This window comes from Microcystis viridis FACHB-1342, from assembly GCF_014698335.1.
GTDB classification, from domain to species: Bacteria; Cyanobacteriota; Cyanobacteriia; order Cyanobacteriales; family Microcystaceae; genus Microcystis; species Microcystis ichthyoblabe_A.
The window spans coordinates 104,430-130,827 of the sequence record NZ_JACJSV010000001.1; the positions used below are offsets into that span (position 1 = coordinate 104,430).

At 45.2% G+C, this 26,398-nt stretch carries 28 protein-coding genes; 6 read left to right on the forward strand and 22 right to left on the reverse strand.

Annotation, left to right across the window (positions count from 1 at the left end; translation table 11 throughout):
• Nucleotides 1-37 precede the first annotated feature (37 nt).
• The 3 genes from fusA to rpsL all read right to left on the reverse strand — a co-directional run bounded on the left by fusA (nucleotide 38) and on the right by rpsL (nucleotide 3,265).
• Nucleotides 38-2,113: an elongation factor G gene (gene fusA / locus H6G40_RS00490; RefSeq protein WP_042791084.1), complete on the reverse strand. Its 2,076-nt coding sequence runs from the start codon at nucleotides 2,111-2,113 to the stop codon at nucleotides 38-40.
• Between the two features lie 142 nt (nucleotides 2,114-2,255).
• Entirely contained in the window at nucleotides 2,256-2,726 is a 471-nt protein-coding gene (gene rpsG / locus H6G40_RS00495; protein WP_002739653.1) for a 30S ribosomal protein S7, read from the reverse strand.
• A gap of 155 nt (nucleotides 2,727-2,881) precedes the next feature.
• Nucleotides 2,882-3,265 carry a 30S ribosomal protein S12 gene (gene rpsL / locus H6G40_RS00500; RefSeq protein ID WP_002740176.1) on the reverse strand — a complete coding sequence of 128 codons (384 nt, stop codon included), beginning with the start codon at nucleotides 3,263-3,265 and terminating at the stop codon, nucleotides 2,882-2,884.
• A gap of 420 nt (nucleotides 3,266-3,685) precedes the next feature.
• On the opposite strand from rpsL, the gene H6G40_RS00505 reads away from it, so the two are divergent.
• The 3 genes from H6G40_RS00505 to H6G40_RS00515 all read left to right on the forward strand — a co-directional run bounded on the left by H6G40_RS00505 (nucleotide 3,686) and on the right by H6G40_RS00515 (nucleotide 6,456).
• Nucleotides 3,686-3,970 (forward strand): type II toxin-antitoxin system RelE/ParE family toxin, encoded by a 285-nt coding sequence (locus H6G40_RS00505; protein WP_069474808.1) that lies wholly within the window; start codon nucleotides 3,686-3,688, stop codon nucleotides 3,968-3,970.
• Between the two features lie 43 nt (nucleotides 3,971-4,013).
• Nucleotides 4,014-5,171: a HigA family addiction module antitoxin gene (locus tag H6G40_RS00510; RefSeq protein ID WP_190537117.1), complete on the forward strand. Its 1,158-nt coding sequence runs from the start codon at nucleotides 4,014-4,016 to the stop codon at nucleotides 5,169-5,171.
• An 88-nt stretch (nucleotides 5,172-5,259) separates the two neighbouring features.
• Complete coding sequence (locus H6G40_RS00515; RefSeq protein ID WP_002740095.1) at nucleotides 5,260-6,456, forward strand: DNA double-strand break repair nuclease NurA; 1,197 nt, start codon at nucleotides 5,260-5,262, stop codon at nucleotides 6,454-6,456.
• 201 nt (nucleotides 6,457-6,657) lie between these two features.
• On the opposite strand, the gene H6G40_RS00520 is transcribed toward H6G40_RS00515, so the two are convergent.
• Both H6G40_RS00520 and metG read right to left on the reverse strand, forming a co-directional pair.
• Nucleotides 6,658-7,263, reverse strand: a complete 606-nt coding sequence (locus H6G40_RS00520; protein WP_002739868.1) for a LabA-like NYN domain-containing protein — start codon at nucleotides 7,261-7,263, stop codon at nucleotides 6,658-6,660.
• A gap of 100 nt (nucleotides 7,264-7,363) precedes the next feature.
• Nucleotides 7,364-8,977, reverse strand: coding sequence for a methionine--tRNA ligase (gene metG / locus H6G40_RS00525; RefSeq protein WP_123231007.1), 1,614 nt, complete (start codon nucleotides 8,975-8,977; stop codon nucleotides 7,364-7,366).
• Nucleotides 8,978-9,131: 154 nt separating this feature from the next.
• On the opposite strand from metG, the gene H6G40_RS00530 reads away from it, so the two are divergent.
• On the forward strand, nucleotides 9,132-9,848 hold the full coding sequence (locus H6G40_RS00530; RefSeq protein ID WP_123231006.1) for a lysophospholipid acyltransferase family protein: 717 nt from the start codon (nucleotides 9,132-9,134) through the stop codon (nucleotides 9,846-9,848).
• A 68-nt stretch (nucleotides 9,849-9,916) separates the two neighbouring features.
• Here the strand turns inward: H6G40_RS00530 and H6G40_RS00535 are convergent, their stop codons facing one another.
• Together H6G40_RS00535 and H6G40_RS00540 are read right to left on the reverse strand one after the other, a co-directional pair.
• On the reverse strand, nucleotides 9,917-10,612 hold the full coding sequence (locus tag H6G40_RS00535; RefSeq protein WP_190537118.1) for a Rho termination factor N-terminal domain-containing protein: 696 nt from the start codon (nucleotides 10,610-10,612) through the stop codon (nucleotides 9,917-9,919).
• Nucleotides 10,609-11,943: an AAA family ATPase gene (locus tag H6G40_RS00540; protein WP_190537120.1), complete on the reverse strand. Its 1,335-nt coding sequence runs from the start codon at nucleotides 11,941-11,943 to the stop codon at nucleotides 10,609-10,611. Before H6G40_RS00540 ends, H6G40_RS00535 begins: the two co-directional genes overlap by 4 nt.
• 84 nt (nucleotides 11,944-12,027) lie before the next feature.
• Here H6G40_RS00540 and H6G40_RS00545 point away from each other — a divergent pair, with 84 nt between their 5' ends.
• Nucleotides 12,028-12,447: a GAF domain-containing protein gene (locus H6G40_RS00545; protein WP_002776488.1), complete on the forward strand. Its 420-nt coding sequence runs from the start codon at nucleotides 12,028-12,030 to the stop codon at nucleotides 12,445-12,447.
• Here the strand turns inward: H6G40_RS00545 and H6G40_RS00550 are convergent.
• A complete protein-coding gene (locus H6G40_RS00550; protein ID WP_004157353.1) occupies nucleotides 12,427-13,620 on the reverse strand; it encodes an NAD(P)/FAD-dependent oxidoreductase in 1,194 nt (397 codons plus the stop codon). The genes H6G40_RS00545 and H6G40_RS00550 overlap by 21 nt on opposite strands.
• A gap of 516 nt (nucleotides 13,621-14,136) precedes the next feature.
• Here H6G40_RS00550 and H6G40_RS00555 point away from each other — a divergent pair.
• Nucleotides 14,137-14,487: a hypothetical protein gene (locus H6G40_RS00555; RefSeq protein WP_002740189.1), complete on the forward strand. Its 351-nt coding sequence runs from the start codon at nucleotides 14,137-14,139 to the stop codon at nucleotides 14,485-14,487.
• On the opposite strand, the gene H6G40_RS00560 is transcribed toward H6G40_RS00555, so the two are convergent.
• The 14 genes from H6G40_RS00560 to H6G40_RS00625 form a co-directional block, all read right to left on the reverse strand.
• Nucleotides 14,488-15,057 carry an ExbD/TolR family protein gene (locus tag H6G40_RS00560; RefSeq protein WP_002739744.1) on the reverse strand — a complete coding sequence of 190 codons (570 nt, stop codon included), beginning with the start codon at nucleotides 15,055-15,057 and terminating at the stop codon, nucleotides 14,488-14,490.
• An 18-nt stretch (nucleotides 15,058-15,075) separates the two neighbouring features.
• Nucleotides 15,076-15,714, reverse strand: coding sequence for a MotA/TolQ/ExbB proton channel family protein (locus tag H6G40_RS00565; RefSeq protein WP_002750075.1), 639 nt, complete (start codon nucleotides 15,712-15,714; stop codon nucleotides 15,076-15,078).
• A gap of 354 nt (nucleotides 15,715-16,068) precedes the next feature.
• Complete coding sequence (locus H6G40_RS00570) at nucleotides 16,069-17,016, reverse strand: F0F1 ATP synthase subunit gamma (RefSeq protein ID WP_002739849.1); 948 nt, start codon at nucleotides 17,014-17,016, stop codon at nucleotides 16,069-16,071.
• 195 nt (nucleotides 17,017-17,211) lie between these two features.
• Nucleotides 17,212-18,720 (reverse strand): F0F1 ATP synthase subunit alpha, encoded by a 1,509-nt coding sequence (gene atpA, locus H6G40_RS00575; protein WP_002776476.1) that lies wholly within the window; start codon nucleotides 18,718-18,720, stop codon nucleotides 17,212-17,214.
• 69 nt (nucleotides 18,721-18,789) lie between these two features.
• Nucleotides 18,790-19,338, reverse strand: a complete 549-nt coding sequence (atpH, locus tag H6G40_RS00580) for an ATP synthase F1 subunit delta (protein WP_002739761.1) — start codon at nucleotides 19,336-19,338, stop codon at nucleotides 18,790-18,792.
• On the reverse strand, nucleotides 19,339-19,881 hold the full coding sequence (locus H6G40_RS00585) for a F0F1 ATP synthase subunit B (RefSeq protein ID WP_002740013.1): 543 nt from the start codon (nucleotides 19,879-19,881) through the stop codon (nucleotides 19,339-19,341). It lies immediately after the preceding gene.
• Nucleotides 19,882-20,007: 126 nt separating this feature from the next.
• On the reverse strand, nucleotides 20,008-20,439 hold the full coding sequence (locus H6G40_RS00590) for a F0F1 ATP synthase subunit B' (RefSeq protein WP_002740070.1): 432 nt from the start codon (nucleotides 20,437-20,439) through the stop codon (nucleotides 20,008-20,010).
• A 230-nt stretch (nucleotides 20,440-20,669) separates the two neighbouring features.
• Nucleotides 20,670-20,915: an ATP synthase F0 subunit C gene (atpE, locus tag H6G40_RS00595; protein WP_002740068.1), complete on the reverse strand. Its 246-nt coding sequence runs from the start codon at nucleotides 20,913-20,915 to the stop codon at nucleotides 20,670-20,672.
• Between the two features lie 230 nt (nucleotides 20,916-21,145).
• The gene (atpB, locus tag H6G40_RS00600) at nucleotides 21,146-21,895 is read right to left on the reverse strand and encodes a F0F1 ATP synthase subunit A (RefSeq protein WP_002739857.1); all 750 of its coding nucleotides are present in this window, start codon (nucleotides 21,893-21,895) and stop codon (nucleotides 21,146-21,148) included.
• A gap of 58 nt (nucleotides 21,896-21,953) precedes the next feature.
• Nucleotides 21,954-22,316 (reverse strand): ATP synthase I, encoded by a 363-nt coding sequence (locus tag H6G40_RS00605; protein ID WP_002784830.1) that lies wholly within the window; start codon nucleotides 22,314-22,316, stop codon nucleotides 21,954-21,956.
• Between the two features lie 327 nt (nucleotides 22,317-22,643).
• Nucleotides 22,644-23,432: an ion transporter gene (locus H6G40_RS00610; protein WP_002740271.1), complete on the reverse strand. Its 789-nt coding sequence runs from the start codon at nucleotides 23,430-23,432 to the stop codon at nucleotides 22,644-22,646.
• A 79-nt stretch (nucleotides 23,433-23,511) separates the two neighbouring features.
• Nucleotides 23,512-24,429 (reverse strand): NAD(+) kinase, encoded by a 918-nt coding sequence (locus H6G40_RS00615; protein WP_002740094.1) that lies wholly within the window; start codon nucleotides 24,427-24,429, stop codon nucleotides 23,512-23,514.
• A 23-nt stretch (nucleotides 24,430-24,452) separates the two neighbouring features.
• Entirely contained in the window at nucleotides 24,453-25,430 is a 978-nt protein-coding gene (locus tag H6G40_RS00620) for an SDR family oxidoreductase (RefSeq protein ID WP_002739521.1), read from the reverse strand.
• 65 nt (nucleotides 25,431-25,495) lie between these two features.
• Nucleotides 25,496-26,383, reverse strand: a complete 888-nt coding sequence (locus H6G40_RS00625) for a S66 peptidase family protein (protein ID WP_002739736.1) — start codon at nucleotides 26,381-26,383, stop codon at nucleotides 25,496-25,498.
• Nucleotides 26,384-26,398 lie beyond the last annotated feature (15 nt).

Below are 26,398 nucleotides of genomic sequence, written 5' to 3' on the forward strand. Positions count from 1 at the left end.
GGTTTATCCCCACTGCTCACTGGTCACTGGCAACTGATTAACCGTTCCCTTTACTTTTGGTGATAATCGCCTCAGCCACGTTGCGGGGGACTTCTTCGTAATGGCTAAATTCCATGGTGAAGATGCCCCGTCCTTGGGTTTTAGAGCGAATATCAGTGGCGTAACCAAACATTTCCGCTAGGGGGACTTTAGCGGAGACTTTGGCGATGCCAGCCTCGGTTTCTTGGCCTTCGATTTGTCCCCGACGGGAGTTAAGATCACCGATGACGTTACCGATGAAGTCTTCGGGTACTTCCACCTCCACCTTCATCATCGGTTCTAGGAGAACGGGGGTAGCTTTCATCACCGCTTCTTTGATCGCCATGGAACCGGCTATCTTAAAGGCCATCTCGGAGGAGTCCACATCGTGGAAAGAACCATCTACCAGGGTTGCTTTCAGGTCGATGACGGGATAACCCGCGACGATCCCCGATTCGCAAGCTTCTTTCATCCCTTGTTCTGACGGACTGATGTATTCTTTGGGGATAGCACCACCGACAATTTTGGAGACGAAGACAAAGCCTGACCCCGGTTCACCCGGTTCGAGTTCGATGACGACGTGGCCGTACTGCCCTTTACCGCCACTTTGACGGATAAATTTACCCTCAGCGCGCACGGGTTTCCGCACAGTTTCCCGATAGGCCACCTGGGGAGCGCCCACCGTCGCTTCGACTTTGTATTCCCGGAGCATTCGATCGACTAGGATTTCCAGGTGCAGTTCTCCCATTCCAGCGATTACCGTTTGATTGGTTTCGGGATCAACTTTGACCCGGAAGGTGGGATCTTCATCGGAGAGAGCTTGCAGAGCTTTGCTGAGTTTCTCGATGTCCTGTTTGGTTTTCGGTTCCACCGCCACGGAGATAACCGGTTCGGGGATAAAGAGGGATTCTAGGATAACTGGGTTCTTCTCATCACAGAGGGTATCCCCGGTAATGGTGTTTTTCAGTCCGATCGCCGCTCCTAGATCACCGGCGCGCAGTTCATCCACTTCGATCCGTTCGTTGGATTTGAGGACGATCAGGCGAGCGATCCGTTCTTTGGTTCCTTTGGTGGAGTTGTAGGCGTAGCTGCCTTTGGCTAGTACACCGGAATAGACCCGTAGGAAGGTTAAACGACCGAAGGGATCGGCCATGATTTTGAAGGCGAGAGCAGAGAAGGGCGCATCGTCCTTGGCTTCCCGGATTGCCTCGCTGCCATCGGGAAGAATCCCTTTAACGGCGGCTACTTCCGAGGGTGAGGGCAGATAATCGACAACGGCATCGAGGAGCAGTTGTACCCCTTTGTTTTTGAAAGCCGAGCCGCAGAGGACGGGAACAATTGTACCAGCAATCGTCCCTTCCCTGAGACCGCGCTTGATTTCAGCTTCGGTGAGTTCTTCACCTTCTAGATATTTTTCTAGGAGTTCTTCATCCGCTTCCGCTACAGCTTCCACCAGCTGCACGCGGAATTCTTCGGCCTTTTTCAATAAGTCTTCGGGAATGTCGGTTTCTTCTATGTCTTTCCCTAGATCATCCTTATATATATAGGCGCGCATCTTGACGAGATCAACGATCCCGCTCAGTTCGCTTTCTGCGCCGATCGGCATTTGGATGGGAACGGCGTTAGCTCTAAGGCGATCTCTTAATTGTTCGTAAACTTTGAAGAAGTTCGCTCCCGTTCTGTCCATTTTGTTGATAAAGGCAATCCGGGGTACTTTGTACCGATCGGCTTGTCTCCAGACGGTTTCCGATTGGGGTTGTACACCACCAACAGAGCAGAAAACCGCCACCACGCCATCGAGTACCCGCATGGAACGTTCCACTTCAATGGTGAAATCGACGTGGCCAGGGGTATCAATGATGTTGATGCGATGATCTTGCCAACTGGTACTGATGGCGGCGGCGGTGATGGTGATTCCTCGCTCCCGTTCCTGTTCCATCCAGTCGGTAATTGCCGTTCCGTCGTGGACTTCGCCCAGTTTATGAGCGACTCCCGTATAGAACAGGATTCTTTCTGTTGTCGTTGTTTTGCCCGCGTCTATGTGAGCGGCGATTCCGATGTTTCGCACTCTCTCTAGCGGGATAGTCCGTGCCACAGCAACCTCCTTGCTTTGCTTGCCAGTGATGGGATTTTGTTCTAGGATTTTTTACACTATTTACAATTCTATACTTTTCTTGACAGTTTTTTGGCGGCAGCGGTGTAGTCCACCGCCCTTAAAGTATCTTTAAAGTATCTTTTTAGTAACGATAGTGGGCAAAGGCTTTGTTTGCCTCCGCCATCCGGTGGGTTTCTTCCCGTTTTTTGATCGTGCCGCCGGTTTCGTTGGCCGCATCCATGATCTCGTTAGCTAGTTTACCTGCCATGGTTTTGCCGCCTCTGGTTCTGGCATAATGGACTAACCAGCGTAGTGCCAATGTACTACCACGGTTGGTGCGTACTTCCATCGGCACTTGATAGGTGGCTCCACCGACCCGGCGGGCTTTCACTTCCACTAGGGGGGTGGCGTTTTTAACGGCTTTTTCAAATACTTCTAGGGGTTCTTGACCGGTACGTTCGCCGACGGTTTTCAGGGCATCGTAAACGATGTTAGCGGCCAGGGATTTTTTGCCCGATCGCATGATCCGGCGGATGGTCATGCTGACTAAACAGCTATTGTAAACGGGATCGGGGGGAATAGGACGTTTTTTGACGTTTTTACGGCGAGACATCGGATTATTCCTGAATTTTCTAGGTTAACTTTAACTTTTGCTTGACAGTCGGATGATTACAGCCCATCTCAAACCCTCTCCTGCGAGTTTTCAGTCTCTTGGGTTAACTTTGACCGACTCGGTGGGAGTATTTTTTTGGTTAATCAATTCCCTGTTTATTTAGCGGCGGGTTTGGGGCGTTTGGTTCCGTACTTAGACCGCGCCTTTTGACGGTTTTTCACCCCGGTGGCATCGAGGGTGCCGCGAATGATGTGATATCTGACTCCGGGTAGATCTTTGACCCGACCGCCGCGAATGAGGACGACCGAGTGTTCTTGCAGGTTATGACCGATGCCCGGGATGTAGGCTGTCACCTCAAATCCAGAGGTTAAACGTACCCTAGCCACTTTCCGTAGGGCTGAGTTGGGTTTTTTGGGTGTGGTGGTATATACTCTTGTACAAACTCCCCGACGTTGGGGGCATTGTTTGAGGGCGGGAGATTTGGTTTTTCTTTTCGCTTTGGATCTTTCGTCGCGTATTAATTGCTGAATGGTGGGCATGATAGGGCTGTATCTAAGGTTACTCTGAACTCCTTGTTACCGAAGGTCAAATCGTTGACAAAAGGCCATTATAGCAAATTGCCGCTGTTGTTGTCAAGTCGCTTATTGTGCTTTTCTCTGGTTTCGGAGGTTAGAGATTGTCTTTTTCTTGGGCAGCGGCGGCACTCAATTCGGGCGTTATTAGACGATAAAATTACAGCTTCGTTGTTTTGGCTTGATGGTGCGATTTTAGCGATAATTATCACCTGATTAATCGGCTAATATCTGAAAAACTGTCTCTAGCTAACCTCATTTTCAGAACTGGTGTCTAGACTATTAGCTCTTAACGCTATATTTAGAGCTTTTGTACTGGATGCACCACAGGCTACCATAAAATATTGTTAACCTTTGAGGTTAACAATATTACAAGGGTCATCTACAATGGATATTGTCTTTAAGGAAAAAAAATTTGAGAACGAATGCAATAGCCAAAGACTACTGAAAAAACAGTATGGAGAGAAGATGGCTAAGAAAATCAGGCAAAGACTCAACGACTTAAAAGCAGTTATTGTCCTGGAGGAAATGCGATCGCTGCCGGGACGTTGCCACGAATTGTTATATAACCTTGCTGGACAACTATCCCTAGATTTAGTTCATCCTCTCAGACTAATTTTTGAGCCGGCTAATATACCGATTCCTCAAAAAGCAGACGGGGGAATTGATTAGAAGAAAGTAACCGCAGTCGTAATTATTGGCATAGATGACACCCATGACTAATACTATTGAGAACAGATATGCACCGGATTTTATTTCTCCACCGGGAGAAACCCTTGCCGAAATCCTAGAAGAAAGAAATATGTCTCAATCGGAACTCGCCCAACGCATGGGCAGACCAAAAAAGACTATCAATGAGATAATAAAAGGTAAAGCGGAGATTACTATCGATACCGCCTTACAGATACAGTTAGTGTTAGGAACTCCCGCCAGTTTCTGGATAGAGCGCGAAAGACTTTATCGGGAATATTTAGCGAGAAAAAACGAGACTCAAAGATTAAAAGGTTATTTAGACTGGTTAAAACAAATTCCTTATCGCCAGATGACTAAACTAGGCTGGCTCAAGTTTTATGAGGATAAAATAGAGCAATTACGGGAGAGTTTGAATTTTTTTGCCGTTGTTTCCCCTGAGCAATGGGAGGAGATTTGGGGGAGAAATTTATCGATTGATTTTAGAAAGTCTCAAGCATTTGATAGCGATCGAGGGGCAATAACAGCATGGTTACGTCAAGGAGAAATAGAAGCATCGAAAATTAATTGTGCTGATTACAACGAGTTGAAATTCAGAGATGCCTTGCGACAAATTCGTTCGTTAACTATTAAGTCTATCGAGGTATTTCAACCGCAAATTATCGAGCTTTGTGCGGCAGCGGGAGTTGCCTTGGTTTTTGTTCCTGAACTTCCGAAAACAAGGGTACACGGTGCTACCCGTTGGTTAGGTTCTCAGAAAGCTTTAATTCAATTGAGCGATCGATACAAAACAAATGATCATTTTTGGTTTTCTTTTTTTCATGAAGCTGGTCATATTTTATTACATGGGAAACGAATTTTATTTTTAGAGGGGCAAGATATTCAAGATAAAATTAAAGAAAAAGAGGCGGATGTTTTTGCGGCTAATTTCTTAATTGATCCTGGAGATTGGCAGAGATTTATCGCCAATAATTCTCTCAGTAAAAAAGCTATTAATCAATTTGCTGAACAACTAGAAATACACCCTGGTATTATTGTGGGTAGAATGCAACATGAGCAAATTATTTCTTATCAAAACTATAATGATCTTAAGGAGAAATATTGTCTAAATACGCAAGATTCCTTTTTGGTATTGACGAGCGACTCCCCAAAAGGAAAACTTCCTATCTCACCCTTGAGATAACTGCTGTAAGCGGAGATTACTATGGATAAATTTGGCAATAAGTGACAAAATTGCGATAAAATCAAAAAAAGTCAGGGAGAGGATAGCTATGCTCGATCTTGCGAAATTAGCGGCAAAAATGCCAGGAATCAGTCAACATTTTCAACAGGAAGTGGCAGCTAGTCGCGAGCGCGTGCAACGGGCTAAAATTCTTTTAGAACAGGCTCAACAGCAACAGGAAAAACTGCTAGAACTCTATCATAACTGGCACGATCACCTAATTTTCTCCGTTGCACTACCGATCGAACCTCTCGACACCCGCGTTACTATCCTTCCCGCTCCCGAAAGTCATAGCGTTTTTGCCACGGATGGTTCCCAAATTGCCCCTTCTCACCACGAAATCGCCTACTGTTATCTAATTAATATCGGTAGGATTATGTTGCACTATGGTCAAAATTTGCACCCGCTCCTCGATAGCATTCCCGAAGTCTATTACAAATCAGAAGACCTCTACATTTCTAAACAGTGGGGTATTCGCGTGGATGAGTGGATGAGTTATCGTCGGACGGTATTAGAAAGCCAAATGTTAGCAGAAATGGCTACCCGTTGGGTAAAACCCCCTGGGGCCCATTATGAACCAAATTTAGCCCTCGTGGATGGTTCTTTGATCTATTGGTTTATCGATAGTCTCCCCCCGGAAGCAAAAGATTTAATTTTGCCACCGATTTTTCAGTCTTGGGACGATTTAAAATCAGCTAGAATCCCGCTTATGGGTTATATTAGTGCTTCTCGTAGCACGGAAAGCTTAAATTTCCTCCGTTTACAATCTTGTCCCCATGATACTCCCAATTGCTTGATCAATTGCGGTGATCTAGACCCAGAAAAAACCCCTTGTCGCGTTGTCGATCCTCTCCGAGATGCTTCTCTCTGGGGTTATTTATTGGAACCGGGACAAAGAAGTCCTTTTTGGCGCAGTTCTTTGAAAATACTCGATCTTTATGGGGATGAGCATCGCATTTACTTCTGTTATCTCCATGTGGGGACGGAAATCGCTAGGGTAGAGGTTCCTGCTTGGGTGGTGGAGGAGCGAGAATTACTCGATCGCTCTTTGAGTATTTTACTGGCCCAGGTGTTAAAAGGTTATGGTTATCCGATCGCCTTAGCGGAAGCGCACAATTTAGCTGTGATTAAAGGTGGCGATCGCTTGCGTTTTTTTGCCCTTTTGGAACAACAGATGATTAAAGTCGGTTTACAGGATGTGGGAACATCTTATAAGGAAGCGAGAAAACGCAGTAGTATCGCTTGATAGTAAATCTGTTGAGTATAGGCTACATATCAGGACAGGCAAAAGGCAATAGGTAAGAGGCAAAAGAGGGAATAAATAATCAGTCTTTAATAACCGGATTTAGTATCACTGATAACTGATAACTGATCACTGATCACTGATCACTGATCACTGAAAAAGGTGGGAATTACCCACCTTAAACTTGATTTTTGCTGAATTTTTCTAGCGACTGCTCCGATCTTGGTCTAAGACGCTGACGGGGAAATTATTATAACCAACGTGATGTTTGCTAGTTTTTTGAATTTCTTCTTTAATTTGATCTAGATCAACATAGCGATCGGCTACATTAATTAAACTATCACTGGTCATTGATCGCAAACTAACCACTTCCACTCGCGCACCACGGTAACTGACGGAATCGGCAGCATAGGCCAAATCCCCATCACCACTGACAATTACTGCGGTATCATAGGAACCCACTAGCGCCATTAAATCTACGGCAATTTCCACGTCGAGATTGGCTTTTTTGGAACCATCGGGTAATTGTACCAGATCTTTAGCGATGACTCGATAACCGTTGCGACGCATCCAGAGGAGGAATCCCTGCTGTTTTTCGTTAGTGCGATCAACTCCAGTATAAAAGAAGGCGCGCAGGAGACGAGAACCGGCAGTCAAACGACAAAGTAATTTGGTGTAGTCAATTTCGATACCTAATTGCAGAGCCGCATAAAATAAATTAGAACCATCGATGAAAATCGCCACACGACCGCGATTTTCTAGCACTTGTTCGGGGGTGAAGACTGGGGCTGTGTCATAATCATCAAACATTTTATTTTTCCTCGTTTGTTAAAAGTTTAGTGTTGGGTGTTTGCCAGTTGTGTCCCAAAGGACAACAGACCTTAAAAAATAGAGTTATCAAAAAATTCCCTTAGGAATCGTTTAACGGCAGTTCTAGTTTAGAAAAGATCGGTTCAGGTGTTCCTAGTTGTGGATTTGTGGGTAATCCCCATTGACAGTGTTGGGAAAAAGAGACACCATCAGGGAAGTTTTCCCCATCCTCCGACCTGAAAGTATTAAAATCAATAACAAAACCTAGTTGTTGATAAATTTTACTGCTTAAGGTCGGTATTATCGGTGAGAGTAGGTAGGCAGAGAGTCTTACTGATTCCAAAACTGCGTAGAGAACCTGTTCTACTGCTGCTTGTTGTTTCTGTTTAAATAAACTCCAGGGCGCACTCTCATCGATAAACTTATTACTAGCACGAATTAACGCCAATATTTCCTCACAGGCTTGATCAAATTGTAGCGCATTGTACTTCTGTTCAACAATGCCCCCTAGATTGATCCCCATATTCTTAAGACGATTATCGTTGGGGATATCTACGCCAGTCAACTGGGGGGGGATATTTTGGCAGTATTTTTTAACCATGCCTAGGGTGCGATTGAGGAGGTTGCCTAAATCGTTGGCTAAATCTGCGTTAAGAATATTAACAAATCTGGTTTCCTGAAAATCGCCATCCTGTCCTAATTCAATCTCTTTAACGAAATAGTAACGGACGGCATCGGCCCCATAGCGATCAACCAAATCGAAGGGATCGAGGGTATTACCGAGACTTTTGCCCATTTTCCGCCCGTCTTTGGTCAAAAAGCCGTGGCCGAAGACTCTTTTAGGCAAGGGTAAACCCGCCGACATTAGCATAGCCGGCCAATAAATGGCATGGAATCTTAATATATCTTTACCGATCAGATGCAGATCGATCGGCCACCATTTGGCCAAGGCATTTTCTAGGGTGGGTTCGTCTTCGGGGTCGAGAAGGGCGGTAACATAGCCAAGAAGGGCATCAAACCAAACGTAGATGGTATGCTGACCATCGTGGGGAATGGGAAACCCCCAAGCCACATTAACCCTAGAGATGGAGAAGTCCTGTAGTCCCTGGTTGACGAAGTTGAGAACCTCATTACGTCGGCTTTCCGGTTGAATAAAATCGGGTTGTTCTTGGTAAAGTTGTTCTAGTTGTGCTTGGTATTTAGAGAGACGGAAAAAATAGTTTTCCTCGTCGCGCCATTCGGCGGCCAGATTAGTATGAATGGGACAACAGCCATTATCTAACAGTTCTCTTTTTTCCTTAAATTCTTCACAGGCGACGCAATACCAACCCTGTTGGCGATCGAGATAGATATCGCCCTTTTCCCAGACTCTTTCAAAAAATTCGTTAACAATTGCCTGATGACGGGGGGCAGTGGTGCGACTAAAGCGATCATACTGGATGTTTAGCTTGGCCCAGAGATTGGCAAAACTGGTGGCGATGCGATCGCAGTGTTCCTGGGGATTGAGTCCTTTGGCTGCCGCGGTTCGTTCGATTTTCTGTCCGTGTTCGTCGGTTCCTGTAATCAGGAGGACAGAATTGCCCTGTAACCGCTGCCATCGCGCCATAACATCCGCTACGATCGTCGTGTAAGCACTACCGATGTGGGGGATATCGTTGACATAATAAAGAGGTGTTGTTAAAGCAAATGTTTTTCGCTCATTCAAATCATTCATGAAATTTATTTTTTTAAATAGACGAGGCTGCCCCAAGGCTGATCCGTAGATGATTGGGAGACAATCCCTATGTTTTATGATCCTCTAATTCTGTTTTATCCTTTAGTTGTGATCTAAGTCAATAAAAACAATCTTAAGGCCGATTTTTTTTTCCATGAAGCTGCTTACCCCCCTATCCACCTCTCGTTTAATTCTTGATACCACGCGCACGAGTCTGTTTACCGTCGGTCAAGAAAATCTACCCGGCCAAGGAGTGGCGATCGTGGTAAGTAACCATCGTAGCTTTTTGGACGCGCCGATTTTAATTCAAGCTTTGGGCAAAACTCTCCCGATCGCCTGTCATCACTACATGGGAAAAACGCCGCTTTTGCGGGAATTAATCGGAGAATTGGGCTGTTTTCCCTTTGATACTCCCGAAAAGCGCCACCAGACTTTTTTTCGGCAAGCAACGGATTTTTTACAGTCCGGACGATGGATCGGTTTATTTCCAGAAGGTGGATCGCCGATGTTAAATTTGACTGCTCCTCGTCAAATTAGCCGTTTTCAAAGCGGATTTGCCCATTTAGCCTTGGGTTGTCCCGTGGAGAATCTATCTGTCTTACCTGTGGCTATTCTCTCCGAGTCGGAAACTACTATTAGTCCTTTTCCCGTGCGTTTGCTGCGCTTATTAGATACCACAGAACCTTTATTCGATCAAGATGGTTGGCATCCCGTTGTCTTTTATCATCGTGTCAAGGTGGCGATCGGTCGTCCCTACCGAATTACTGAAAGCGATCGCTCAGATTATCAAGGTAAACAAGGAAAAAAAGCCCTTAATCGTTTAATTGGTCATTGTCAGTCGGAAATTGGCGATTTATTGCTGAAAGGGTAAGTCAGGAGGCAGTCGGCAGCTTTTTTCTTCCCACTTCCTAACTCATAATTCATAATTCATACTCCTTTTTATGATTGCGCCAATATTCTGACTAGCTCTGCTTTCTTCATCTTGCTTAAACCAACGATTCCTTTTTCTTTGGCTAGAGTCTTTAATTCAGAAACAGTCTTGAGTTTGAGAGTTTCTTCTGAAAACTCCTCAATCACTGCATCTTGTTGAGATTGAGGAGTGAGATAAAAGACAGTTTTGAGTAAATCTAATCCCTTCCCTTTTGTAATTCCACACTTGAGGGCAACAATTGAATCTAAACTCTTCCAGAATTGACGGGGAGCCTCATCAATCCTAGCAGTAGCAGTAGCTAATTTAACTGTTTTTAGGGGGCTATTCGGTTGTTCAATTAAGAACTGTAAAGCAGATTTAATTTCTTCTCTTGAAGCTGTTGACAGATTTAGTTTTGGGGTTTCTTCTCTTGCCAAAACTCTGGATATATTCCTAGCATTTTCTGTTCCATCGGCAATAATACACCAAATTCTTTCTAGTCCAGCCCTTTCAGCCACAGCATAAACAAATGAGTTGCCGATAACTTCATAGCGATCCTCTGATAGTTCTTTCACGATTACAGGCAGCCAATTGCGTCCACCTGTCTGCTGTAATAGTTTAGCAGTAGCTTCAATTAAAAAACTATCAGCATCGGTCCCATTGGTAATTTCTATTTCATCTAAGTAGAGATACTTCAAAGTACCAATATCGGTATATTCCATCATTGTAAAAAATACTCCTTTGCTAAGTCTTTGTAATAGTCATAAGCGGAACGATTTTTATAAACGGCTGGCACGCGAGCGAAGGCAGCACTGGCTATAATAGCGTATTCTGGCAGGTGATGAATATGTAAATCTTTTTTGGCATTAGTATATCTGGGATAAAAATAGTGTACAAGGTTTTTGTCATTTTTGAGTATTTGATTAATTTCTTTTTGGGCAAGTTCTAACTGTGGTTGAGTAATCTTCTCACCGTTGAAAAAAATTGGTAAGGCTATGGGAGTCCCATCTTTTTTTAATTCTTGCATTTGCGGCAGAAACTCCTTGATGGCAGTGGCTGCATTATTAAGGGAGAATGAATTGTTATGTTTTGTGGGTAAGAGGACAACATCGGCAGCATAAACAGCCAGCCGGCTAGTAAATCGCCAATTGGGAGCTGCATCTATAAAAATGTAATCATATTCATATCTAGCTAAGTCTAATTTTCTATGGAGAGTGGATATTGTCATTTTAGCATTATACTCCAATTCCACATACCCTGCTATTTTAGGATCAGCAGGAACAACATCGAAGGTAATTTGTCCTTTTGGATTCTTAAAAATATAGGGAATAATCACTGATTTTAGATCAATATTGCGATCAGTTAAAGCCTTTTCTAGTAGTCCATCTTGTGGTTTTATATTTAGGAGAGAGCTAGTTAAATCTCGTTGATTAAAATCAAAGTCTAAAACTAAAACTTTTTTACCTAAAAGGGCAAGGAAAGCTGCAAGATTTACGGTTGTGGTGGTTTTGCCTATACCGCCTTTATTGTTGTAAACAGTAACCGTTAGTGCTTTGGGAGTGTTGTCAATTTTTGTCTTGATCAGAGCTATAGTATCATCAATGTTCTCAGGAGTTAGCTCTATGCAAGTAGTGGCAGGAAAAATGGTTTTACCATGTTTTCTAAATAACTGGATGTGTGAACTATTATTGATAATTCCCCATTGGGCTGCTTGACAGTTATTCCCTAATAACTGACGCTTTAACTGATTGACAGTTGCCTTATAACTTGGACTATTTTCAGTTAGGTTAATATCTCTACCCTTTAACTCTATCAGCAGAAAAGGATTACTCTTTGTCTGCAAAAAAATATCGTTTGCTAGGTTTCTCCGAGTGGCAAAGTCGGTAATCCCACCGCCTCCCGTGTCGTACTGTGGGATTATCTCCGTGGTTGAAAATCCTAAATATGATATCAGGTAACGTGCAAAGTTGGTGCTAACGATCGCTTCCGACGCATCTTGAGGCAAATGCTGAAGATAAGATTTGAGACTTTTTACTTTGGGGGTGTTATCTTTCATTTGAGTTCACAAACTATAGACTAAAGTTAATGAATTGCTGTTTTTTTGAGTATAACACCCCATTTCCTCAACCCCTAAACTATTATGGAAAAATTAACTAATCTCGATCGCATTGCTGAAGAAATTTTAGGTTTAATTCCAACAGAAACGGTTATCATTGCCGAATTTGACGGTGATAGTATTTATTATCGGGCGGGTGCGGGTAAAAACACCGGGGCAATTGTGGGCAAAAGGGGTGATATTGCCACGTCGGGATTGTGTACGGTGGTTTACCAGGGTAGTTGTCCGGTGGTGGTAGGACAAACCCTAGGAGATAATCGCATCCGTCAGGATATAGCGGTCGCTTTGGGGATAAAAACGGCTTTAGCTGTGCCAATTAGGGTTAATAATCGGTTATTTGGTGCAGTAATGCTTTTAAATCGTCTCGATGGTCAGGAATTGACCGATCGAGATAGTTTATTAGTGGAGGAATATCTGAACTCGCTATTCAGAAATGAGGGATAGAAGCGGTTGGGTAATCCAGTTGAATGCTACGGCGATTTGATGGTTAAGGGTGGGCAGACGGTAGAGATAGACTAAGCGACGGGTAAGATGGGCAAGGGGACCGGCTAATTCTAGTCCTAAACCGCTAATCGTAGCTTCATCGATGCCGAGGGTCAACATTTCGCCTAAAGGTTGATAACGGAAGGGTAAAGCCGGTTTATCGTGGAAACTCGCCCAAATATTCCAAGCGCAGTAGTCGGACTGTTGAAGGGCCACTTGGGCCGTGGCAGCGTATGGTTTATCCTCTTGGTCGCGACTATCGGCCGCATCACCGATCGCGTAGATGCTGGGGTTTTCGACAGTTTGTAAATATTGATTAACTTTTAGTAATTTGCGCTCACTATGTGCTATGGGCAAATTAGCGATCAGTGGGGAGGCGATCGGGCTAACGGTCCAGAGAATTAGATCAACGGGGATATTGTCGATCTGTCCTTTGTAGTCAAGGGAGAGGCGATCCGCTTGGATATCGGCGACGGTGGTTTCTAGGTCTAACCAAACCAGACGTTTTTCTAGGGCTTTTTTGGCGGTGTCGCGGTTAAATTGGGTTGAAGGGCCAAGTATATCGCTATTTCTTTCGATCAGACGAATTCTTCCCCTTTCTCCGAGACGATCGGCCAGCTTACAGGCTAATTCTACGCCGCTATAACCGCCCCCGATAATGGCGACCCGAATTTTATCGCGATCGGATTGTTCTAGGGTTTTGAGTCGATCCCGAAGACGATAGGCATCCTCTAGACTACGAAAGGGGATAGCGTGGGTTCTGGCCCCGGGTAGGAATTCAAGGGAGGATTGACCACCGAGGGCGATTACGAGGCGGTCATAGCATATATCGTTTTTATTGTCAAGGGTTATTTTATGATTATTAACATCGATCGCCGTGACGGTTCCCTGTTGGAAGTCAACGGGGGTATTAGCGAGCAATTCGCTGAAAGGGGGAGCAATTTCCCAGGATTGCAGTTCTGAGGTGACTAATTCGTAGAGAAGGGGAGAAAATAAAAAGTGATCGCTTTTATCAATTAAGGTAATTTGGGGGGGGTGTTGATCGGGCCAAGGCAATTGACTCAAACGTAAAGCAGTATAGAGTCCACCAAAACCACCACCGAGAATACAAATTTTTGGGTTTGAGTCAGTCATAAGTAGTCGTGCAAAATAAATTTCCTAGTGAAGATAGGCAAGAGGCAATAGGCAAGAGGCAAAAGCTTTATCGAAATGTGTAATTAATTTTGCTTAGGTACTTATCGATCGCTGAGGGTTTTGTTTCTTATTTTGACACTCCCTGCCATAAAATGGACGGGGAAACTTAAACCCAAATTTTCGGTAAACCAGGAAAGAAAAATAGTTTTTATTTATCTACCCAGCCAAATCGTCAGCAAAGCCAAAATTGTAGCCAGAAAAAGGATATGATTCATCCAATCATCGAAAGACCAATTTTTAAACATAATTTAGTTCCTTAAAATCGAGGCTTACTGCTCAACAGCTTACCTTAATTTCTAATAGAAGTGCTATCGGGTGCAGCCGGTTGACCCGGGCAATCTATTAAGATTAGTTAAGGGCAGTAAAGGAATCGTTAAATCAATCATAAATTGTCATAGTCCATTTCCTCCAGAGCCTAGCATAGAGGGGAAGCCTCCTTTATACCCAGGTAATTGCATGAATGGACTACAACAACAGATTATCAGTCTTGATCGGAAAGTCGATCATCTACAGGATATTGTCGAGAGCCTCAGCCGGCAAATTGCTATCCTAGCTGGGGATAAATCGAGTCGTTCTCCGCGTGAATCTTTGGAAATGGTCGGTTTTTCCGAGTTATCCGATAATAGCCTCTACGATCATAAAGATATTCTCCGAGATCACGGTGGCAAACAATCCCCGGCTGTCAATGGCGATAATTCTTTTTCCGATGAAATCCAAATTCGCCGATTAACGGCACAATTGACGGCGGCCTACAATCGCATTGCAGCTCTCGAAGAACAATTACTCAGCTATCGCATCCATTCCTAGTTAATTTCTGCCCAGAGGATTGGTTAAACCGGGTAAGGTGGGGTTAGTGGGTAAATTAGGCAAAGGATTGCCATTTTCTATTGTGGGATTGTTAGCTTCCCCCGATAGAGTGGCTAAGGCCACGCGATCGCCACCCACCTGTCGCAGTAGGTCTAAAACCCCAACCACTTCGTTATAACTGGCATTACGCGAAGCATTCAGTACCATCAGTCCATTGGGACTATATTGATGATAATTCTTGATTGCCTCGAATAACTGGGGGCGAGTCACCATCTGTTTTTCGACGTAGAGTTGTCCGAAATCATCGAGACTAACCACCAACATTTCCCGCATCGGGGTGGTAGCGGTACTAGCTTTCGGTAAATCAAGACTGATAGCCTGTTGGCGAGATAATCCCACTGCACCGAGAATAAAGAAGGTGAGAATACAGAAAATTACATCGATCAAGGGAATGATGTTAACCTGCACATCCTCTTGAATGCGGTGTTGATCATGCCATAATTTCAGGGGACGAGCCGTAATATGGCTACTTTTGGGCTTTTTGTGGTTAAGAGATTTAGTTTCGGCCATGGGTTATAGGGGGGAGACTTAGCGATCGAGGGGTTTTTCTAGGTTAGCACTGAGGGAGTATTGTTGGTCTTCTCCATCTAGCCAACGTTGACGGTAGATAATTTCTAAATCACTGCCGGCCTTGCGAAAAATTCTAGCTTGATTGAACCAGAGTCCCTGAAAAATACGATAGAAAGCGAGGCTAAAGATAGCGACAATTAAGCCGGTAGCGGTGGAAATTAAAGCTTCACTAATACCTAAAGTTACTCCGGCTGTGGAGGAAGTTCCCAGGTCACTCAGTTGAATATTGGCCAAAGAGGTAATTAAACCGAGTACCGTCCCTAATAATCCTAGCAGGGGAGAAAGGGCGATGACTGCCTCAAGGATTTTATCGCCCCGTTTCATTAGGGATAATTGTTCATCGGCAGCCGATTCGAGGGCAAAGTGAAAAACCTCTGGATCTGGATTTTCTAAGCGCAGGGGTGCGTAGAGATAGCTACCGATGGGGTGATTGCGGGAATCCCTAGCGACTTTTGCCGCTAAGTCCCAGTTACGGGTGGCCGATTCCATAATCCGATTTAAAATCTGGCCTTCACTGAGGAGGGTGCGACTCCAAAACCAAATTCGTTCGATAATAGTGCTAAGAGCTAAAATAGACAGAAAAAGCAGCGGCCACATGGCCACTCCGCCTTTTTGGATTAAATCAGTTATACTCACGAGTTGTTTTGTTCCTCCAATACCGGGCGATCGGGTAATGATTATAGTTTAAGGATTATAGTTTAATATCTAGCTTAATCGATTGACATTTATAGTTCTCACGCTGACTTACAATACAGGATGAGATGGGGCTTTTCAAGGGGCCAGAAGATATCAGAAAAGGGATTGCCCTGACTCTATTTGAACCTAATTCGGGGCAGAGAAGTCTAAACCACGGTTATCTAACCGTCCCTACTTTTTGCCGCAAGCCCTATATAAAAAAAGGAGTGAAAATAATCACTCCTACTGATAATCAAAAGAAAAACTGGCTTAAATCTAGAGAGCGTTTGCCCCCGCTACTACTTCTAACAATTCTTGGGTAATAGCTGCTTGACGCGCTTTGTTGTAGGTACGGCTTAAAGTGCCAATTAACTCGCTGGCGTTCTCGCTGGCGTTACTCATCGCCGTCATCCGGGCTGCTAATTCACTAGCTGCCGATTCCTGGAGGGCGCGCAGTAATTGGTTATTTAAGTACAAAGGTAGGAGAGAATCGAGGATTTGGACGGGATTCTGCTCAAAAATCATGTCTTGGGGAAAAACCTGCGCCGGTTGGCTGGCCATTTTTTCCCGTTGTACCTTAAATTTTCCCTCTTTAGTCACCAAACGGAAAATCTCGTCATCCTGTACCGCTAAACCTTGGGTAGTTAAAGGTAACAGGGTTTGAATCACCGGAGTGGCACTGATCAGGGAGATAAAACGAGTATAAACCAACTCGACGCGATCAACTGTTTCCGATAAAAATAAGGAAAGCAATTCATCCCCAATCGTGCCAGCTTCATCGGCAGTGGGAATCTGTTCGAGGTTAATAAATTTAGCGGCAATGGGAGCATTGCGGCGCTCGAAATACTGTGCCGCTTTCCGGCCGGCAATAACTAATTGATAGTTAATCCCTTGCTCTTTTAATTCATTCATCCGTTGTTCGGCACGACGGATGACGTTAGTATTATAACCGCCACAAAGACCTCGATCGCCTGTGACTACCAACAGAGCCACGGTTTTTACTTCCCGTTGGGCCAGCAGGGGTAAATTAACATCACTAAAGGCTAAACGACCTTGGAGATTATAAAGTACCTGAGCGAGGGCATCGGCAAAAGGACGGGTACAGAGAACTTGTTCTTGGGCGCGACGCACTTTTGCTGCCGCCACCAGACGCATGGCCTCAGTAATTTTTTTGGTATTTTTGACCGATTGAATTTGGTCGCGAATCGCTTTGAGATTAGGCATAATTCAGTTATCAGTTATCAGTTATCAGTTATCAGTCATCAGTCATCAGTTATCAGATTGGAGTTTTAAGTGAGCAGTATGTGTTAAGTGAGCAGTACTAAATAGCAGTTTCTGGCCATCTTTTCACTGTTTACTGATCACTGTTTACTGGTCACTGATAACTGAAAAGGCTGACAGCTTAAAGCTCACAGAAGTTTACTTGAAAGCCTGTTTGTACTCGTTGATGCCATCTTTGAGCAGGCCTTCTGCTTCGTCGTTGAGTTGTTTTTCAGTGCTGACGATCTCAACGTAGCGAGGTTTGCTGGTTTTCAGGTATTCCCGTAAACCGGTGCAGAAATCGATAACTTTATCGGTGGCGATATCGTCGAGATAACCGTTTAAACCGGCATAAACCACCGCGACCTGTTCCCAAACGGAGAGGGGGAAGTTTTGGGGCTGTTTGAGGATTTGACGCAGACGTTGACCGCGAGCGAGTTGTGCTTGGGTGGCCGCATCAAGGTCAGAAGCGAATTGAGCAAAAGCTTCTAATTCGTCAAACTGGGCTAATTCGAGTTTTAATTTACCAGCAACTTTCTTCATTGCTTTCGTTTGGGCCGCCGAACCGACGCGGGATACGGAAATACCAGCGTTAATCGCGGGACGGAAACCAGCGTTAAAGAGGTCGGTGGAGAGGAAGATCTGACCGTCAGTAATCGAAATTACATTGGTGGGAATGTAGGCAGAAACGTCACCGGCTTGGGTTTCGATAATCGGCAGGGCGGTCATGCTGCCACCACCGAGGGCATCGCTGAGTTTAGCGGCACGTTCTAGTAAACGGGAGTGGAGATAGAAAACGTCGCCGGGGTAAGCTTCCCGACCGGGAGGACGACGCATGAGCAGGGATAGCTGACGATAAGCTTGAGCCTGTTTGGTGAGGTCATCATAGATAACTAGGGTCGCTTTGCCTTTATACATGAAGTATTCGGCGATCGAAGCTCCGGTGTAGGGGGCGATATACTGGAGGGTGGCGGGGTCGTTAGCGTTAGCGGCCACCACCACGGTGTAATCCATGGCGCCTCTTTGGGTGAGGGTGTCGATTACTTGGGCGACGGTGGAGGCTTTTTGACCGATGGCGACATAGACACAGATCACGTCTTCGCTTTTCTGGTTAATGATCGTGTCAATGGCGATCGCTGTTTTACCAGTTTTTCTGTCACCGATAATTAACTCCCGTTGGCCACGACCGACGGGAATCATGGCATCGATAGCGGTGATGCCGGTTTGCATCGGTTCACAGACGGATTTGCGAGCGACAATACCGGGGGCGGGGGATTCCACCAGACGGGTTTCGCTGGCGAGGATGTCCCCTTTCCCGTCGATGGGACGACCGAGGGCATCAACCACGCGGCCGACTAAGGCGTCACCCACGGGAACCTGAGCGATTTTACCGGTAGCTTTCACCGTACCGCCTTCTTTAATCCCGAAACCGTCACCCATTAACACTGCACCGACGTTATCTTCTTCGAGGTTAAGGGCGATGCCGACGGTTCCATCTTCAAATTCTAATAGTTCTCCCGACATGGCTTGTTGTAGGCCGTAGATGCGGGCAGTACCGTCACCCACTTGCAGGACGGTTCCCACGTTGGAGACCTGTACTTCTTGGTTATAGGATTCGATCTGTTGACGAATAATCGTGCTAATTTCGTCGGGTCTGATAGCTACCATAGTTTAATCTGGGAAAAAGTAAAAAATTAAGAAGGTGAAAAAACGGCAAAAAAGAGAGATTAGATGACCTTAGCGCAGGGAGAGGCTGAGGCGTTGTAGTTGACCGCGAATGCTGGCATCAAAGACCTGAGAACCGACTTTGATCACCACACCACCGATTAGGCTGCCATCAACTTTGGTTTTCAGTTCGACCACGTTCGCCCCGGTCAGGGTTTTCACTTTGTCGATGACGATTTGTTTTTGGCTATCGTTCAATTCGGTGGCCGAGGAAACTTCCGCTAAAACGGTGTTAGTCAGCACTCTAGCCAGGGTGAGATATTGTTGACAAACGGGTTCTAAAAATTGAATCCGACGTTTATCGACTAATAACATCATGAAGTTAGTTAAATAGGGATTGGCATTGGTCCCCATTACTTGGGAAAGAACGGCTTTTTTAGCTTCTTCTTTGATGACGGGATTGCCGATAAAAGCTCTTAGATCGGGAGCATTTTCCAACAATTCTAAGAGGGATTTTATTTCGCCGCCGATCGCTTCTAATTGTCCGCTGCTTTGGGCGACGGAAAGTAATGCTTGGGCGTAGGGTTCGGCTATTTCTGAACTGATTAAACTTCCCTGCATCTATTTACCTCCTAGGTTGGCCAAACTGCGATCAATTAGGGTTTGTTGTACCGATTCTTCCAGGCCGGCGCTTAATTGGGATTCCACGTTAGCTAAGGCTAAAGCGGTAATTCTTTGGCGTAATTCTACTAAAACGCGATCCTGTTCTGCCGAGAGATCTTTAGCGGCACTTTCGCGCATTCTTTGAATATCGAGTTCGGCTTGGGCGGCGATGTCGGCGGTGACAGTTTTAGCTCTAGATCGAGCATTATTGATAATTTTTTCCGCCTCTTGTTTTGCTAGGGCGAGTTTTTTCTGTTCTTCGGCGAGGGCGGTAGCGGCAATATTTTTCCGGTCTTCAGCTTCGGCTAAAGCTTCAGCAATCTTCGACTGACGTTCTCCGAGGATTTGTCCGAGAACTTTGCGGCCGTAGAAGATGACTAAACCGAGCAGAATCGAGAGGTTAAATAGGTTAGTTCCTAGGATATCGGTGTTGATGCCGAATCCTTCTGCTGCCGCTTCCTTCGCCTCCGTGGCTAATAATAAAACTGTGTCGATGATCATGGTTATTGAGGGCGGGGAGTAGGTTATTCAGTTATCAGTTATCAGAGGTAAGTTATCAGTCTTCTAACTCCTGACGACTGACTTCTATCTTTTTACTGATCACTTTTATTAACCAAGGGCTGGGGTTTAGCGAACGAGTTCGGGGCCGAGGAGTTTTTCGAGAATTTGACGGGAAAGAGAGGCCACTTGTCCTTCTAGAGAACGAAAGGCTTCTTCTTTCTGTTGGGCAATTTCGGCGGCGACGGCTTCTTTACGGGCGATCGCTTCTTTTTGGGCTGCGGCAACTCGTTCGCTGGCTAGTTTTTGGGCCTCAGCTTGCGCTTGGGCGATAATCTCTTGGGATTGTTTACGAGCCGAAGTTAATTGCAATTCGTACTCTTGTACCAGCGCTTCGGTTTTGGCTAGTTGTTCTTTGGCTCCGCCTTCCGTTTGCCGAATATACTCCGCCCGTTCATCTAAAACTTTACTGAGGGGTTTATAAAAAACGGCGTTCAGGATCACTGCCAAAAGAATAAACTGTAGTGCCATCACTGGCAGGGTGGCATCGAAATCAAACATTGATTTATTCCTGATAAATAGAAGCTATAGACAGGTTCAAAAAAGGAAGATGATCCCCCTGCTTTAAGAATAAACAGTCAGGGGGAATCACTAAAATTCCCTTAATTAGCTATCAGCCTTCCGTCCCAAAAACCAGATTTTTTAGTGGGCTGCTTTGGCGTTTTTTGAGAGTTTTTAAAACTCTGCTGCCAAGCTGGGGACTGGGGGCTGATAGCCCACTGCTTTTTTAATTAGGCGAAGGGATTAGCGAACAGTAAAACGAGAGCGATAACCAAACCGTAGATGGTTAAGGATTCCATGAATGCCAAGCTGAGGAGAAGGGTACCACGAATTCTTCCTTCAGCTTCGGGTTGACGGGCGATACCGGAAACAGCTTCTCCAGAAGCAGTACCTTGACCAACACCGGGGCCGATAGCGGCTAAACCAACGGCGAGGGCGGCGGCGATAACGGAAGCGGCAGCTACTGTGGGGTTCATGGTGATTTTTTCCTCTATTTACTAATCAATTTCAATCTGTTGTTTACAGAGCGCGTTCTCAGCCGTAAAAAATGGCTGGTTTTCTGCTCAAAACTCCCGAAAGAGTTTTTGGGAAAGAACGATCCTGGAATTCAGTTGCTCATCCTGAATTCGACCAATAATTTCTTAGTTATTATCCTATTATTTGGACACTTTTCCCTAAGAAATTTTTCTGTTTTCGTCTCTCGCTTTTAAGCGTGTTCTTCTTCGTGTTCCGATTCCAGTGCCTCATGGATATAGGCCCCGGCAAGGGTGGCGAAGACAAGGGCCTGAATAGCGCTGGTAAATAAACCGAGAGCCATCAGGGGTAGGGGTACGACTAGGGGGACAAGGAAGACTAATACTGCTACTACCAACTCATCCGCGAGGATGTTTCCGAAAAGACGGAAGCTGAGGGAGAGGGGTTTGGTAAAGTCTTCTAAAATTTTGATCGGTAATAGCACGGGAATCGGCTCTAGGTAGTGAGCGAAGTAACCGAGTCCTTTTTTACTGATGCCTGCGTAGAAGTAAGCGAGGGAAGTCAGTAGGGCTAACGCCACCGTGGTATTGATGTCGTTAGTGGGGGCGGCTAATTCCCCTTCGGGCAGTTCGATTAACTTCCAAGGAATCAAGGCCCCTAACCAGTTAGAAACGAAAATAAATAAAAATAGGGTGCCGATGAAGGGCAACCAGGGTCGATATTCCTTTTCTCCTAGCTGGTTTTTGGCTAAATCGCGCAGAAATTCGAGAACGTACTCCATGAGGTTTTGAATACCGCTAGGGACTTTCTGGATTTTGCGGGTAGCGGCGATCGAGGCGATGATTAAGATAGCGAAGACGATCCAGGAGACCGCGATCACTTGCCCGTGAATTTTTAGTCCGCCGATGTGCCAGTACCAGTGTTGTCCCACTTCCAGGGAAGCGAGGCTATAAAAATTAAGCACACTTAAACTGTCTAACATTTCTACCTTGGGGAGATTCGGGTTCGCAAATCAGGGTTATTTTTAACGGTCAAAGGGTTTAGGAATCGCCTTTCTGCTCCAGCTTGAAGATGGTTTGCAGGGTATAGACGATGATCGCCCCTTTATAGGTCAAAAACCCCAAAAAAACTGGCACTATGTGCAGTTCTTGCCAACGACTGGCGATGATGATTAATCCGGCGAATAGGGCTAATCCTTTTTTTCCCACGCGATTTTTCGTTACCCCCAATTTTTCCACTTCCCCGGCCAGGAGTTTTAGGTAAACAACTCCCACCATTGCCCCTAATAGGTAATTAAGGGCGGTATTGAGGGAATAAAACAGCCACACGGGTATAAAGATCAGACCGCTTAAGATCAGGGTGGTGATCAATAAGGTGTTTTGTAGTTGATAGTATTCCCGCATCGGATCTGACGGCGGGTTTGTTTCTGGGGTTGGGGGAGATTCGATCGATGGGTCAGACAAGGTACACCTAAATCAGCGATAGACTAATCTCAATATCTGGATTGCTTTCCCAGCTATGACGCTCAGGTAAGCCACAAGACATATTATCACGGCAGCGGCAACAATTATTAAGCAATTGTAAATTGTCATGATTCCGTCGGTCGTCGGTCGTTAGGAGTCAGGAGACAGGAGATTACTTTTTTTTATTATCCCCATTTCCCCACTTCCCCACTTCCCCATTTCCCCATTTCCCCACTTCCCCATCTACCCATTTCGCCAGAATTAGTCTCAATCAGGTTTTTTTAAGAGTTTTGCGCCACAGTTTTTACAAAAGTTGGCATCTATATCGTGACGGGGTAAACCACAATCTGGACAAGGATAATCAATTTGAGTGCCAGATTTTAATATTTGTTTAGTCAGAGTGCTAATTTGCAAGGGAATTAACAAAACTCCCGTTAAAATCATTAAAACTGTCACCATTTTGCCCCCATCAGAAAGGGGAGTCACATCCCCAAATCCCACGGTAGTCATAGTCACAACGGCGAAGTAAAAAGCATCAAAAAATGTCCGATAGACTTGAGGATTAATCGGGTGTTCGATCTGATAAATTAAACCCGCATAAACAAAAATAATCGAAAATAGAGTTAGTAATATGCGAGTAAATACTATCTGATCGGAAGTTTTAATTTGAAAAATAGAAAGATCGGAACCAAAAAAACGAATCACTCGCAAAATTCTAAACCAGCGAAAAATTCTAAAAAACCTAATATCAAAAAAACCAAAAAATAGAGGCAGGATTGATAATAAATCTAGGATGGAAAAAATGTTAAAAACAAAGCCTAGTTTTGATTCCGCACACCAAAACCGAATTAAATACTCTAGGGAAAATAAGCTTAAAATTCCCCAATCAAGCTGACGTAACCACATTTGCCAAGTGGCGGATAAGGGATAGGTTTGAGCCACATAAATCCCCAACGAGAGTAAAATTAATGCTAGGATAAGCAGATTTACCGTCAGTCCGATCGCCGTGGTGACATCCTCTAAATAAAAAGCTATCTTGGCACGAAAAGAGAGCATAAATTCAGCTATCAGTAAACAGTAACTAGCAATCAATGAACTGAAAGCTCGCATCTGATAACTGATAACTGATAACTGATTAAGGTAATTCCACCGAAGTTGGTTTAGCAATATGAGGCAAACCCCAACCCAATTTTTCCCGAAGGATGCGGAAGAATTCCGTCGATTGCAGACGAATAAAATGGACTTGGTGGGGCGATTTCTGCACATTAATTCGATCTTCTGGCAAGATATAAGAACCGCCATTACCGTCCACTACCATCACCATCCGATTAGCAGTTGCTGGGAAAATATTTACAGTTTCCTTGTCAGAAAATACCAAGGATCTCGAAGCTAAAGAATGGGGACAAATGGGAGCTAATTGTAATACCGGCACATCGGGAGTTATTACCGGGCCACCGGCGCTGAGAGCATAGGCAGTAGAACCAGTAGGAGTGGAGAGAATAACCCCATCGGCAGCGATATCGACAGGTGCGTGTTCACCAATTTGAATCTCAAAATGACACATACTGGTGAGGGGTTCCCGGTGGACGACCACCTCATTGAGAGAAAGTGCCTCCCAGAGGAGGGTATCTTCGCGAAACAGTCGCACCGTGATCATCGAGCGATTTTCGATGGTGTATTTCCCCTCTAGAACCTGCTCTAAGGCGGGTTCAAGCTGATTTAGGTAAATTTCGGTCAAAAAGCCCATGTGTCCCGTATTGACCGTTAACAGGGGCAAATTAAGGGTGGCCAACTGCCGGGCTGCCGATAGGACTGTACCATCGCCCCCCAGCACGATCGCAAAACTTAAATCTTGCTCGAAGTGGGGGGGGACTAACTGATCGATCGGGGTAAAACAAACCGGACGAGAGGGTTTAGAATGGCCTAGCAGACCACCGCTGCCGGTAGCCATAAACACCTGGCAACCTAGGGAAAGTAGCTGATCTTGTATCTGATTGGCTGTTTTACAAGCGATAGGCTTAATATCGTTGTAAATAATGCCGATTTTGGGCATTGACAAATTTTCCTACTGCTGAATCACGCTTTCTTTTTGAAAGGAGTTTTCTTCTTCTTCTGAGCTTTTTGTTTCTCGAAGTCGATTTCCTTGAGCTTCTTGAGAATGCGGCTAAAGTATTCTTGTAAATAGGATTCTAAAGTAGTTGTTTGACTCGGATCAAGGCCAAATACTTGATAAACTTCTGCCATGGGGGCATCAAGGGCTTGATCACTAGCGAGAACTTCCGCAAAAGCTAGTCGGTCAGATATATTATAGGTCCATTGGAAACAACGGCTTATTCCTCGCATAAAACGCAGTAATCCCATGGGTAAACGCCAAATTTTCCCCTCTTTACCCGATAAGCGTTCGCAAACTTCGATAATTTCTTCAGCTTTCCAAGCTTTGCTGCCGACCACGGGATAGGACTGACCGACGGTTTCGGGGACTTCTAAAGCGCGAACGGCGAATTTAGCGATATCTTGGGTGTCCATGTAGGCGATCGCTGTACTTTCCCCCGTGATCCAGACGGTTTGATTATCTAACATCGGGATGGCGTATTGACCGATTAAACCCTGCATAAAGCCACAGGGACGCAGAATTGTATATTTTAAACCCGATTCTGCTAGAAATTTCTCGGTACAGCGTTTTATCTCCATTAAAGGCACGTTGGAATATCTTTCGGCATTGAGGATCGAAAAGAAAATAAAGCGATCAACTCCGGCGGTTTTAGCCGCTTGAATCAGATTAACTTTACCATCCCAATCCACCTGTTTAATGCTGGCTGAGTCCGTCGCCCGGGCTGTAGCGGCATCGATCACCGCGTCCATTCCCTCTAAAGCAGCAATAATGGTATTTTTATCCCGCAGGGTTCCCCCGACTAATTCCGCGCCCCATTCCTTCAAAAAAGCCGCTTTTCTCTGACTGCGTACCAAACAACGCACTTGATGTCCCTGATCGATGGCATGACGCACGATCTGTCGCCCTAGGGTTCCCGTCGCACCGACAACTAATACTTTCATCTATAATTAATTTTTTGTTACATTTGTTAACACTTCTCTAAGATAGTATCAAAAAAGTGGATCATTTAGGGATAGAAAAATTCTAAGATTCCCCGATCCCCGTCCAGTTCTACCATTGTTCCCACAGGTAAAGCGGCATTATCGCCATCATGACCGAAAGGTAACTCAGCAATAACCGCAATGCCTAAATCGCCCAAACGCTCTTTTAAGACTTCCTCCACGGTTTGACTATCACTACCGGGAGCTGCCAGACAACGGCTAAAACGACCGAGAGCAATGGCTTTAATTTGGGAGAAAATGCCCAGCATTCGCCACTGAGTTAACATTCGATCGATCCGGTAGGGGGCCTCGGTTACGTCCTCTAGGGCTAAAATTACCCCCTCTAGGGTGGGTTGAACCGAGGTTCCGAGGAGATGGGTGGCTACGGTTAGATTGGCTGGTAATAAGCGTCCCCGCACTTTGCCCCCACCCCAACCTTGACCGATAAGAGGGGCTAAAGGACGACCTTCCAGAAGAGAAAAGAGGCGATCGATTGATTGGGGACTTTCTTGGGCTAAGGTGGTTAAAACTGGCCCGTGAACGCTACAAATGCCCTGTTTCGCTAAACTCCATAAAATCCCCGTCACGTCGGAAAAACCGATTAACCATTTCGGGTTAGTTTTTGCCCATGTCCAATTTTCCAAGAGGCGAGCGCTACCGTAACCTCCCCTAGCGCAGAGAATTGCTTGACAATCGTCATCTTGCCATGTTTGGGCTAAAGCTTGACGACGTTGCTCGTCGCTACCGGCGAGATAACCGAGACGATTAGACCAATTCTCGCTAAATTCCACTTGATAACCCCTTGATCGCCAGATTTCTACGCCTTTTTCGAGGGCGGCTAATTCCTTGACGGCTCCACTGGTGGCCACCAGAGAAACTTTAGCACCGGGTTGCAGAAATGATGGGATGATCATAGGCGGATTAAGCTG